The following is a 9,812-nucleotide window of genomic DNA, read 5'->3' on the forward strand; positions in this document are numbered from 1 at the left end:
GATGTGTTGTACACGCATGTGAGTTCTATGGGCTCACGATCTGTGAGGAGAAAAAGTGCGGCAAATCATCATCATCGGTTCCGGTCCAGCCGGCTACACCGCTGCGATTTATGCTGCACGTGCCAACCTGAATCCGCTCGTGATCGCCAGTTCGGTCGAAGCGGGCGGCGAGTTGATGAACACGACAGACGTGGAGAACTTCCCGGGCTTCCCTGACGGCATCCAAGGCCCTGAACTGATGATGCAACTGCAGGCTCAGGCGGAGCGATTCGGCGCCGAGATCGTGCTCGATGACGTCGTTTCAGTGTCCCTGGATGGCCCGATCAAGACGGTGACGCTGGGCTCTGGCGTCACGTACGACGCGCTGTCCGTTATCGTGGCGACCGGTTCCGCATATCGCAAGTTGGGCATCCACGACGAAGAGCGCTTGGCCGGGCACGGTGTGTCGTGGTGCGCCACGTGCGACGGTTTCTTCTTCAAACAGAAGGAGATCGCCGTCGTCGGCGGGGGAGACTCCGCGATGGAAGAAGCGACCTTCCTCACGCGATTCGCATCCAAGGTGTATGTCATCCACCGCAAAGACTCATTGCGGGCGTCGAAGATCATGCAGGATCGTGCGTTCGCGAATGAGAAGATCGAGTTTGTTTGGAACAGTGAGGTGATCGGCATCACCGGTGAGGATGCGGTCACCGGGGTGACACTACGTGACACGGTCGATGGTTCGACGCGCGCACTCTCGCTCGGGGGTCTGTTCATCGCCATCGGCAACGATCCGCGCACACACCTGATCCACGGTCAGCTTGACCTCACAAAAGATGGCACCATCGCCGTTGCGGGGCGTACCTCGAAAACTAGCTTGACTGGGGTTTTCGCTGCTGGTGACGTGATCGACCCGACATACCGTCAGGCCGTCACTGCTGCGGCATCCGGAACCGTAGCGGCACTGGATGCCGAACACTACCTCGCCGGCCTGCCACAGGGCCAGGCGACACCAGAGGCCGGTGACCTCGAACTCGCAATTGCGAACTAGTCCCTCGCGTTTACATCAAGCACTGCAATTCAAACAAGGAGAATCAATGTCAGCCGCAAAGTCCGTCACAGACGCCACGTTCCAAGAGGACGTGCTGAACTCGGAAGGCACCGTACTGGTCGACTTCTGGGCCGAGTGGTGCGGACCATGTCGCGCCGTCGGACCGATCCTCGACCAGATCGCAGTCGAGAACGCAGATAAGCTCACCATCGTCAAGCTCAACGTCGACGAGAACCCGCAGACCGCTGCGAAGTATCAGATCACGTCGATCCCGGCGATGAAGGTGTACCAGAAGGGTGAGGTCGTCAAGACGGTCATCGGCGCCAAGCCGAAGCCGGCGCTTGAGGCCGACCTGGCCGCGTTCCTGGCGTAACACATCACGAATGGCCCCGCTCGTATCCTCGGGCGGGGCCATTCCGGTGGTCGAGTAGCCCGCGAGCGCAGCGAGCAGGCGTATCGAGAGCCACCACCCACACGAGCGAGGCCTCGATACGGGTCTCGATACGCTCGCTGGCGCTCGCTGCTCGACGACCGACGGGCAATGTTCCACGTGAAACACTAACGTTGTAGACATGCGCAAGAAGCTGGTTCCACAGGTGCTGTTCGCGGCATCCGCCCTGTTGTTCGCCGCGTGCTCGGCGCTGCAATTCACCGCGGGGAACCCCGGTCTCGGCCTGGTTTTCGCGCTGATCGCAGCGGCGGGGGTGGGCATGTTCGCTTTGATACGCTCCGGACGCATCACCTGGTGACCGAGCAGCGTGCGATGCAGCATGCCAGGTGGCATCCCATACGATTGAAGTCACGTCAGGAACGGACAGAAACGTGACCGAAAAGGCAAACAATCTCGACCCGTGGTATCACCACTATGCCAGGCGCACCAGCGGACTTGCCGCAAGCGAGGTGCGAGCGCTGTTCGCTGTCGCATCCCGCCCCGAGGTGGTCTCGTTGGCGGGGGGGATGCCGTACGTTTCTGCGCTGCCCGAAGATCTGGTCGTCGGCGCCATGGATCGCGTCATGCGGGAACGTGGCCCCGTGGCGCTGCAGTACGGGTCGGGCCAAGGCGTGCCGGCGTTGCGCGAGCAGATCCTCGACGTGATGGCGTTGGAGGGCATCACCGGGAGCGCGGAGGACGTTGTCGTCACGACAGGGTCGCAACACGCGCTCGAATTGTTCGCCAAACTGTTCATCGACCCTGGCGACACAGTATTGGCCGAGGGACCGAGCTATGTGACCGCGCTGGTGATCTTCAAGTCTTACCAGGCAGAAGTCGAGCATGTCGCGATGGATGAACACGGTCTCATTCCGCAGGCTCTCCGCGAGCACATCGCCCGTCTGAAGGCGGCAGGCAAACGGATCAAGTTCCTGTACACCGTGCCGACGTTCCACAACCCTGCAGGCGTGACCCTCGCAGCCGAGCGCAGACCTGAAATCCTCGAGATCGCCCGTGCCAATGACATCCTCGTTCTCGAAGACAATCCGTACGGCCTGCTCTATTTCGGTCAGCAATCACCGAACGCGCTGCGCTCGATCGATGCGGATGGCGTTGTCTATCTCGGCACATTCTCCAAGACGCTCGCACCGGGATTCCGGGTGGGCTGGGCGCTTGCCCCGCACGCCATCCGTGAGAAGCTGATACTCGCCAATGAAGCAGCGGTGCTCAGCCCGAGTTCGTTCACCCAACTCGTCATTTCGGAATACCTCTCAGGCGCAGACTGGCGCGGCCAGATCGACACATTCCGCGGGGTGTACCGGGAACGCAAGGAGGCGATGCTCTCCGCGCTGCAGGAGCACTTGCCTGAATTGAGTTGGACCAACCCGAACGGCGGCTTCTACGTCTGGGTCACGCTGCCGGCGGGGCTCGACTCCAAGGCGATGCTTCCTCGCGCCGTGAAGGAACTCGTGGCATACACCCCCGGCAGTGCGTTCTTTGCTGACGGCAATGGGAGGCAGAATATTCGTCTCTCGTTCTGCTATCCGACTCCAGACAGCATCCGGGTCGGTATCAGGCGGCTTGCAACGGTGATCAATGGCGAGCGTGATTTGCTCGAGACCTTCGCCGGCACGGGGTCCCTTCAGACGGTGCGACCTGACCGCGCATACAACACTCCCACAGACCTGCGCTAGAGCACGCAATTGCAAGAGAAAGTGCTGATCATGACTGATTTATCAGACGCGGAAGTCGATGTTCTGAAGATTATGGTCCTGGCCGGTGGGATCTCGCACGAGCGTGATATCTCGCTGCGATCCGGGCGGCGCGTAGCCGATGGACTGGTTGCTCAAGGGCACCACGTCACCGTGCGTGAACCGGACGCGACACTGCTGGGCACACTCACGGAGGCTGCGCCCGATGTGATCTGGCCGGCGCTGCATGGGGCCAGCGGCGAAGACGGCGCACTGCGCGCGCTGCTCAGCTCGCTCGGCGTGCCGTACGTCGGTGCCCGATCGGACGCCGCACGCACGACCTGGTCCAAGCCGACGGCCAAGACGATCGTCGCCCGCGCCGGAATCGCAACCCCGGCATCGGTCACTCTGCCAACGGAGGCATTCCGTGAGCTCGGTGCGGCCAGCGTGCTCGACATTCTGCGCGCCCACCTCGGCGTTCCTCTCGTCGTCAAGCCCGCGCAGGGCGGATCGGCACAGGGTGTGACCATCGTCGATGATGCGGTCGACCTACCCCGCGCCATGGTCGACGCCTACACGTATGCGGACGTCGCGCTGATCGAGCGCAAGGTCGTCGGCACCGAAGTCGCCATCACTGTGCTCGACTTCGGCGATGGTCCGACGGCGCTGCCGGCCGTCGAAATCGTGCCGCTGGACGGTCTCTACAGCTTCGACGCGCGCTACAACGCGGGCGAGACCGAGTTCTACACTCCGGCACGACTATCGGATGCCGTCGCGGCCAGCGTCGCGGAGACCGCCGTTGCCGCGCACCGCGCTCTCGGTCTGCGACACCTATCACGGGTCGACCTCATCGTCGACGCAGACGGCACCCCCTGGTTTCTCGAAGCAAATGTTCTGCCAGGGCTGACCGAGACGTCGCTTGTGCCCCTCGCGATCGGGGCCGCCGGGCTCGAGCAGGGCGCCGTCTATGCGAAACTTGCCGCTCTCGCGATTCGAGACGACGCCCGCTGAACCGGGCGCACCCGAACGAGCGCATCGACTGCACCGCGACGAGCGGCCGCGGCGCTCTACGCGGTGTAGCGGTTTTCGCCCAGTTCGTCAAGGATGCGATTGAGATCCTGTACGGTCGCAAAATCAATGATGATCTGGCCTTTTCGTGTGCTCAGATTGATCTTCACACGGGTGTCGAGCCGATCTCCGAGACGAACTGCGATTTCGTCGAGATGCCCTTGCCGGCGGCCTGCGGCCGGGCGCAATCGCACCGGCTTCGGCACCGCGCTGACAGCCGCCTCTGCCGCGCGCACCGAGAGGTCTTCGTTGATGATCTTGTCGGCGAGGCGTGTCATCGCGAGCTCGTCACCGGCCGCGAGGATTGCTCGGGCGTGCCCGGCGCTCAACACTCCGGCCGCGACCCGGCGCTGCACTCCCGCCGGCAATTTCAACAGGCGCAGCGTGTTGCTGATCTGTGGCCGTGACCGCCCGATCCGGCCGGCGAGAACCTCCTGCGTGATTCCGAAGTCCGCGAGCAGTTGCTGATAGGCTGACGCCTCCTCGAGCGGATTCAACTGAGAACGGTGGAGGTTCTCCAGCAGCGCATCGCGCAGCATGTCTTCGTCTGCGGTGTCTTTGATGACTGCCGGGATGCTGTCCAGCCCCAGCGCCTTCGTCGCGCGCAGTCGACGTTCGCCCATGATCAGTTCATAGTGCGTTGCCGAACCCGCGATCGGTCGCACGACGACAGGCTGCAGTACACCGACCTCGCGGATGCTCGCCATCAGCTCCTCGAGTGCCTCTTGGTCGAAATCCGTTCGCGGCTGCTGCGCGTTCGGCACGATGTCCGAGGGGGAGAGGTTCGCCAAGCGGGCGCCCGGCACGGCCACGAGTCGCGCCGCATCAGCTTCCTGCGCTTGCGCGTCAGGGAAGAACACATCCACCGGCCGGGCACTAGGGTCCGCCGTGGGAATAAGTGCTCCGATGCCGCGCCCGAGACCGGTTCGTTTGGTAGCCATTAGCGGGGTACTCCTCTTCGTGCTATTTCTGCCGCTGCTTCAAGATAAGACAATGAGCCCGACGAACTCACGTCGTAGCTGATGACACTCTGCCCATAGCTCGGCGCCTCCGAGATGCGCACAGAACGCGGAATGATCGTTTCGAGCACCTCCTTGGGGAAGTGTGCCCGCACCTCATCCGCCACCTGATGGGCGAGGTTCGTGCGTGAATCGAACATGGTCAGCAAGATCGTCGAGACCTTCAGGGTTGGGTTGAGGTGCTTCTCGATCAGCTTGATGTTCTTGAGGAGTTGACCGAGCCCCTCCAATGCGTAGTACTCGCACTGGATCGGGATCAGCACCTCGGTGGCTGCGACGAATGCGTTGATTGTCAGTAGGCCGAGCGAGGGCGGACAGTCAATCAGAACGTAGTCGACGTCGCGCCCCTCGTCGGCGAGATATTCGGCGAGGGCACGGCTCAGACGCTGCTCGCGCGCGACCATTGAGACGAGCTCGATTTCTGCGCCGGCCAGATCGATGGTGGCGGGTGCGCAGAACAAGCCGGCGAATTCCGGACTTGCCTGCACGACGTCGTGCATGTCGACGTCATTGACGATCACGTCGTACACGCTCGGTGTACCTTCGCGGTGCTCGATCGCGAGTGCCGTCGAGGCGTTGCCCTGCGGGTCCAGGTCGATCACAAGAACATGCGCGCCCGACCGGGCGAGGGCGGCCGAGAGATTCACGACGGTCGTGGTCTTGCCTACGCCACCCTTTTGATTGGAAACCGTGAAGATCCGTGTGCGAGACGGCAGGGGGAGGGGGGATCCATCCAAGACCTGCCGACGGTGGTTCATGTCGGCGAGTTCCCGCGCGAGAGGGGTCGAAGCATCGAACGCGGATGACGAATTGGCTGTCGAGCCATTTCTGTCAGGATGTTTCACGTGAAACCTTGCCACTCTCTCCGTCGGCACGCGCTGGCCGGTTTGCTTCCCCTGTTGTGAATGCGCCGCTCCGCTTTCGCGTTCTGACTGATTCCACCTCACGTTCGAGTTGGATCGACCGATCTTGACGGCACGAGGAGGCGCTGTCTCCCCGGCGCTCAGTCCACTGTAGCCCGGATGACCCGGGTGACCTCGTCAAGCACACCGTCGCCGAGAACGATGATTTCGACATTGCTCAGGTGGTGTTTCTTGATCTCTTTTTTGGCAGCATCGATTTCGGCGGATGCCCCAGCGCCCTTCATGAGAACAAGCTCGCCACCGCTCTTCACCAGCGGAGCCGTGAGGGGGATGAGCTTGCGAAATGCGCTGACGGCTCTCGCCGTGACCTGGTCAAGCGGTGTGGCAAACCGCACGTCCTCCGCGCGATCACGGATCACCGTCACATTCGCGAGCCCAAGGGAAGCGGCTTGTTCACGCAGCCATGCCACACGGCGTTCCATCGGTTCGATCAAAACCAGTTCGACATCGGGGCGTGCAATCGCGAGAACAAGTCCGGGTAATCCTGCTCCGCTGCCGACATCACCCACTCGTCCGGCGGATAGCAACGGTGCGACGATGACTGAATTCAGAATATGACGAGTCCATAACCGCGCAGGCTCGAGCGGACCGATGAGACCGCGCTCCTCTCCCTGTGCGCAGAGAGCCGAAGTGAAGCTGCGGGCCAGGTCGATCCGATCCCCGAAGAGCTGCGCCGCGACGGCAGGCTCCTGTTCACACTCGATCGATGACGACATGTTTCACGTGAAACTAGGCAGCGGTGATGACGGTGTGGCGCTCGGCTCCCTCGCCGTGGGAAACGGATGTGTACCCGCGCTCCGACACTATGTCATGCACCAGTTTGCGCTCGTATGAGGACATTGCCGGCAATGCAGCCTGCGTAGCGCCTTCATCGAGCTTCACAATGGCGTGGTCGACCAGCACTGCAAGTTCCGCAGCACGGGCATCTCTGGAGCCGCCGATATCAAGGATCATCCGCGAGAAGGCGCCGGTCTTGTTTTGCACGGCCAAGCGGGTGAGTTCCTGGAGCGCACTGACAACGTCGGGCTTCGATAACACCCTCAGGTTGGCGTTTTCACCGGCGGTCACAGCAAGGTATGCGCGACCGTTCCGCGCATCAATGTCAATGTCACCGTCCAGGTCGCAGATGTCGAGGAACTCCTCGATGTAGTCTGCGGCGATGTCACCCTCTTCTTCGAGCTGCGCGGTGGTCGGAACGTCTCTGTGTGCGGGGGAGTGACCCGCGCTCGAGTGCAGCACAGGGGTTTCTCCCGTGGTGGCCGGCGTCACCCGTGCGTCGCTGTGTTGAACGTCGCTGTCTTGAAGGTCGCTGTGTTGAAGGTCGCTGTCTTGAATATCGCCGTCTTGAATATCGCCGTACGGAACGTCGGTCATGCTCACTACTTCTTCCCGGTCTGCTTCTTGGCCCGACTCTTGCCCATTGGCTGTTCGCGCTGCGTGGACTTTTTCGGCTGCTCCTCGATACTGAGGATGACGTCCCCCTCCGGAGACAGCAGCTTTCCCTTGCGCGCCAAACGCGCCTCGCGCGCCTTCGCCGCATCGCTACCCGGTGTCGGCATGTTTCGGATCACAATGAACTGCTGGACCATGGTCCAGATGTTCGAGGTCAGCCAGTAGAACATCACTCCGAGCGGGAATGCGAAGCCTGAAAACAGGAAGACGAAGGGGAGGAGGTAGAGCAAGATTCGCTGCTGCTTGAACTGCGGAGAGGCCTTCGTCTCCGGCGACATGTTCTTGGAGACAATCTGTAGTTGTGTGAAGAACTGCGACGCGGTCATCAGCGCCACCATGATCGCGGCAACCACCATGACGCCGGTCAACTGCGGGTTATGGTTCATCGCCCCTTGGAAGCTCATGTTCAGTGGAGCGAAACCGAAGAGATTCGCGTGTTCCAACTGATTACTCAGGGTTGCGTTGAGTGGCCCGACGCCGGATTGCCCCTTCTGGGCATTGTCCAGAACCTGGAACAGGCTGAAGAAGATCGGCATCTGCAACAGCAACGGGAGGCAGGAACTCAGTGGGTTCGTCCCGGTTTCCTTGTACAGCGCCATGGTCTCTCGAGACATCGCCTCGCGAGAGAGCTGGTCTTTCTTGCCCTTGTACTTGTCCTGAATCTTTTTGAGTTGCGGCGCCACCTCCAACATCCGCCGCTGGTTTTTGATCTGGCGTACGAAGATCGGGATCAGTGCGGCACGCACGACGATGGTAAGACCGACGATGGCCAGTACCCAGGTCAAGCCGCCCGCAGGATCCATGCCGACTGACGTCAGCAGCCAATGCCAGGCCACCAGGATGAGCTCGACAGCCCATTTAATGGGCCAGAGTATCGTTCCGATGAAGTCCATTGCGGTTGGTTAGCCCTTTCCTTGGCCATTGGCGACCACAAACCCGAACTGGGTTGTGTGGTAGCGACGTTTCTTCTTCAGCGGAACATCATCGATGCCTCCGGATGCCCAGGGGTGGCATCGAATGATTCGTCGCACGCCCAGAACGACCCCGATCACGACACCGTGTTCCTGAATCGCCCCCAGAGCGTATGCAGAACAGGAGGGGTAGTACCGGCAGACGTCCCCATACAACGGTGAGATCACGGCACGGTAGGCGCGGAGAACAAGCACCACCACGTTGCGTGGCAGCAAGACGACACTTGCCACGGCCCTATTCATCGGGTCCCTACCTTGCCAACAGTCCGGAAAACTTCTTCTTGCAGGGTAGCCCAAGATACTTCCGCCGCACCTGGAAGTGCTCTGATCACGACGTCTGTGCCCGGCACAAGTGTCGGCAATAGCTGAGCGCTCAAAGCTTTCAGTCGCCTGCGCACCAGATTGCGGCGATTGGCGATGCCCACCGTCTTCCCAACGATGAAACCGAACCGCACGGTCGATGATCCGGCAACTCGTTGCGCATACGTGACGAGATGCTGCGATGAAGACTTGGCACCCCGACGCACGACGGCGCGATAGTCAGCTCCCCGTGTGACGCGGTTACCCTTGGCGAGCACCGTTGCGGATGCTACGCGGAGAGTTCGGTGCGGCCCTTGCGACGACGGTTCGCCAGGATGGCGCGGCCGGCGCGAGTGCGCATACGAAGACGGAAGCCGTGCACCTTGGCGCGTCGGCGATTGTTCGGCTGAAAAGTTCGCTTGCTCATATCGTGTCTTTCGGTGTCTGATCTCTTTACAGGCTGGCACTGGGTTTCAAATCAATACGAGGTTTCAAATCAATATGGGATTTGAAATCGATACAGATACGAGTCAGCACTCACGAAGCCATAAAGCTTTTTGGGCAGCCAAAACGGCTGAAGTCAACTGATTAAAACTATGGCCTCCGGGCAGCAAGGTCAAACCGGGGAGGCGAAAATGTTGATTATCCACAGTTTGAGTACTAAGCCTGACCATGACGCGCCGCCGGTTTTCGAATTGAAATCTCGCGAGAATTTGTTCCGAACGCCGTCTATTCGTTAGCGTGACAACCGAAGTTATCCCCAGGCCTGGCATCCACCATGCACCAATCGCTACGGTATATCCACAGGGTCGGTGGATAACTCTGTGAATAAGAAGCTAACCCGGCGGGGAATACCGGGACGAAAGTCTTCACAATGGGGTGGAATCGGGTCTGCTGCACGCGGCCCGCAATAAGCAGTAGGGGAACA

The 9,812-nt window shown here is 61.0% G+C and carries 13 protein-coding genes; 5 read left to right on the forward strand and 8 right to left on the reverse strand.

The window, feature by feature from the left end; translation table 11 throughout:
- Positions 1–55: 55 nt before the first annotated feature.
- The 5 genes from trxB (at position 56) to QU604_RS22060 (ending at position 4,162) form a co-directional block, all read left to right on the forward strand.
- Positions 56–1,030 (forward strand): thioredoxin-disulfide reductase, encoded by a 975-nt coding sequence (gene trxB, locus QU604_RS22040; RefSeq protein WP_308466744.1) that lies wholly within the window; start codon positions 56–58, stop codon positions 1,028–1,030.
- Between the two features lie 46 nt (positions 1,031–1,076).
- Positions 1,077–1,403, forward strand: coding sequence for a thioredoxin (trxA, locus tag QU604_RS22045; protein ID WP_308466745.1), 327 nt, complete (start codon positions 1,077–1,079; stop codon positions 1,401–1,403).
- A gap of 199 nt (positions 1,404–1,602) precedes the next feature.
- A complete protein-coding gene (locus tag QU604_RS22050) occupies positions 1,603–1,779 on the forward strand; it encodes a hypothetical protein (RefSeq protein WP_308466746.1) in 177 nt (58 codons plus the stop codon).
- Positions 1,780–1,852: 73 nt separating this feature from the next.
- The gene (locus QU604_RS22055) at positions 1,853–3,154 is read left to right on the forward strand and encodes an aminotransferase-like domain-containing protein (protein ID WP_308466747.1); all 1,302 of its coding nucleotides are present in this window, start codon (positions 1,853–1,855) and stop codon (positions 3,152–3,154) included.
- A 30-nt stretch (positions 3,155–3,184) separates the two neighbouring features.
- Positions 3,185–4,162, forward strand: coding sequence for a D-alanine--D-alanine ligase family protein (locus QU604_RS22060; protein WP_308466748.1), 978 nt, complete (start codon positions 3,185–3,187; stop codon positions 4,160–4,162).
- A gap of 56 nt (positions 4,163–4,218) precedes the next feature.
- Here the strand turns inward: QU604_RS22060 and QU604_RS22065 are convergent, their stop codons facing one another.
- The 8 genes from QU604_RS22065 to rpmH all read right to left on the reverse strand — a co-directional run bounded on the left by QU604_RS22065 (position 4,219) and on the right by rpmH (position 9,311).
- Positions 4,219–5,160 carry a ParB/RepB/Spo0J family partition protein gene (locus tag QU604_RS22065; RefSeq protein WP_308466749.1) on the reverse strand — a complete coding sequence of 314 codons (942 nt, stop codon included), beginning with the start codon at positions 5,158–5,160 and terminating at the stop codon, positions 4,219–4,221.
- On the reverse strand, positions 5,160–5,996 hold the full coding sequence (locus tag QU604_RS22070; protein ID WP_308468999.1) for a ParA family protein: 837 nt from the start codon (positions 5,994–5,996) through the stop codon (positions 5,160–5,162). The genes QU604_RS22065 and QU604_RS22070 overlap by 1 nt, the downstream gene beginning before the upstream one ends.
- 245 nt (positions 5,997–6,241) lie before the next feature.
- Positions 6,242–6,877 (reverse strand): 16S rRNA (guanine(527)-N(7))-methyltransferase RsmG, encoded by a 636-nt coding sequence (gene rsmG, locus QU604_RS22075; protein WP_308466750.1) that lies wholly within the window; start codon positions 6,875–6,877, stop codon positions 6,242–6,244.
- 13 nt (positions 6,878–6,890) lie between these two features.
- Complete coding sequence (locus QU604_RS22080; RefSeq protein ID WP_409350046.1) at positions 6,891–7,496, reverse strand: Jag family protein; 606 nt, start codon at positions 7,494–7,496, stop codon at positions 6,891–6,893.
- Between the two features lie 44 nt (positions 7,497–7,540).
- Positions 7,541–8,506, reverse strand: coding sequence for a membrane protein insertase YidC (gene yidC, locus QU604_RS22085; RefSeq protein WP_308466751.1), 966 nt, complete (start codon positions 8,504–8,506; stop codon positions 7,541–7,543).
- A 9-nt stretch (positions 8,507–8,515) separates the two neighbouring features.
- Positions 8,516–8,827 (reverse strand): membrane protein insertion efficiency factor YidD, encoded by a 312-nt coding sequence (yidD, locus tag QU604_RS22090; RefSeq protein WP_308466752.1) that lies wholly within the window; start codon positions 8,825–8,827, stop codon positions 8,516–8,518.
- On the reverse strand, positions 8,824–9,162 hold the full coding sequence (gene rnpA, locus QU604_RS22095) for a ribonuclease P protein component (protein WP_308466753.1): 339 nt from the start codon (positions 9,160–9,162) through the stop codon (positions 8,824–8,826). Before rnpA ends, yidD begins: the two co-directional genes overlap by 4 nt.
- 11 nt (positions 9,163–9,173) lie before the next feature.
- Positions 9,174–9,311 carry a 50S ribosomal protein L34 gene (gene rpmH / locus QU604_RS22100; protein ID WP_026940492.1) on the reverse strand — a complete coding sequence of 46 codons (138 nt, stop codon included), beginning with the start codon at positions 9,309–9,311 and terminating at the stop codon, positions 9,174–9,176.
- Positions 9,312–9,812 lie beyond the last annotated feature (501 nt).

Origin of the sequence: Rathayibacter sp. SW19, assembly GCF_030866825.1 — a bacterium.
Lineage (GTDB): Bacteria > Actinomycetota > Actinomycetes > Actinomycetales > Microbacteriaceae > Rathayibacter_A > Rathayibacter_A soli.